We start from the raw sequence: 977 nt of genomic DNA, 5'->3' as shown, positions 1-977 counted from the left end.
TGATTGTAAGGCGAGATGACTATTATTTGATATAAGCGAGAGAAGAGGTAGTCCCATACCTGAGTCTTCTTCAATGTAACTACCTAATTTCATGCGGCTAATCAACTCTAAAGCCGGCTTACTTCTCATGATTACAGATAAGAATTCTGCATCCGCTTCCTTGACAAAAAAGCCTTTATCGAAGAAAGCCTTATAGATACTTCCTTGTTGTGGGTTTTCACGATAAATCCCAGAATAAACATAGGAGATTAATTTGCTTCTCTCACTCTTTCTCAATGAAGAAGTGTATGCGTTAATCGACCGCCAATCTAAATCGTCCAAGGATTCTATATCATTAAAGTTTACATTTTTCAGCCCATTTTTATGTAAGAAATCTTTAGCAAGAATTATAGTATCCATGTAATCGCTTTTATCTGAAGGGCAAAGAGACTCAAGCTCAGGATAATCATTTTTCGCCACGGGCTTAGGCAACTTTCCTTTATCTACAATTTTAAGCTCAGCTTCTTCACTTGTACTTTTCCCACTCGAAATACAACTTTCCTCTGTTTTAATAAAGAGCAAGGGATAATCCTTTTCCAGGGTCTCCTTTAATGAGGAATGTGAACCCGAAAACTCTGACTTATCTACCTCTTCTGACTCCAATGAAAATTCTTGTCTGTAATCCGAAAAAATAGAGGAAGACATTTGTAATCTGGAGAAGGGTGAGTCATATTGAAAAGGCAAATACACTGTGCCAATTTGTGAAAGGTTTGAAATGATTTGGTCTGTTTCAATTTCAGGAACAGAGTGCAAACTCCAAAAATCTATCATTCTTGGCCATATGTTTGCATTCCAATTATTTTTTGTAACTCCAGAAATAAACTTGATTACGTCTTCGGTACTCTTACCTTCCATTGCAGCCATTGTTGCGTATAGAAGTATCGAATCTTCAATGTCTGGGTACATTCTTAAATGTTCGACAATGGTACGATTAAAGT

General features: G+C 36.6%; 1 protein-coding gene. It reads right to left on the bottom strand.

Annotation, left to right across the window (positions count from 1 at the left end; genetic code table 11):
• A partial coding sequence (locus CDA54_RS19675) for a hypothetical protein (RefSeq protein WP_180237286.1) occupies positions 1-977 on the bottom strand: 977 nt, incomplete at both ends.

This window comes from Lacimicrobium alkaliphilum, assembly GCF_002591895.1.
In the GTDB taxonomy this organism is placed as follows: domain Bacteria; phylum Pseudomonadota; class Gammaproteobacteria; order Enterobacterales; family Alteromonadaceae; genus Lacimicrobium; species Lacimicrobium alkaliphilum.
The sequence above is the reverse complement of the archived record's forward strand: the minus strand, read 5'-3'. Positions and strand labels throughout refer to the sequence as shown.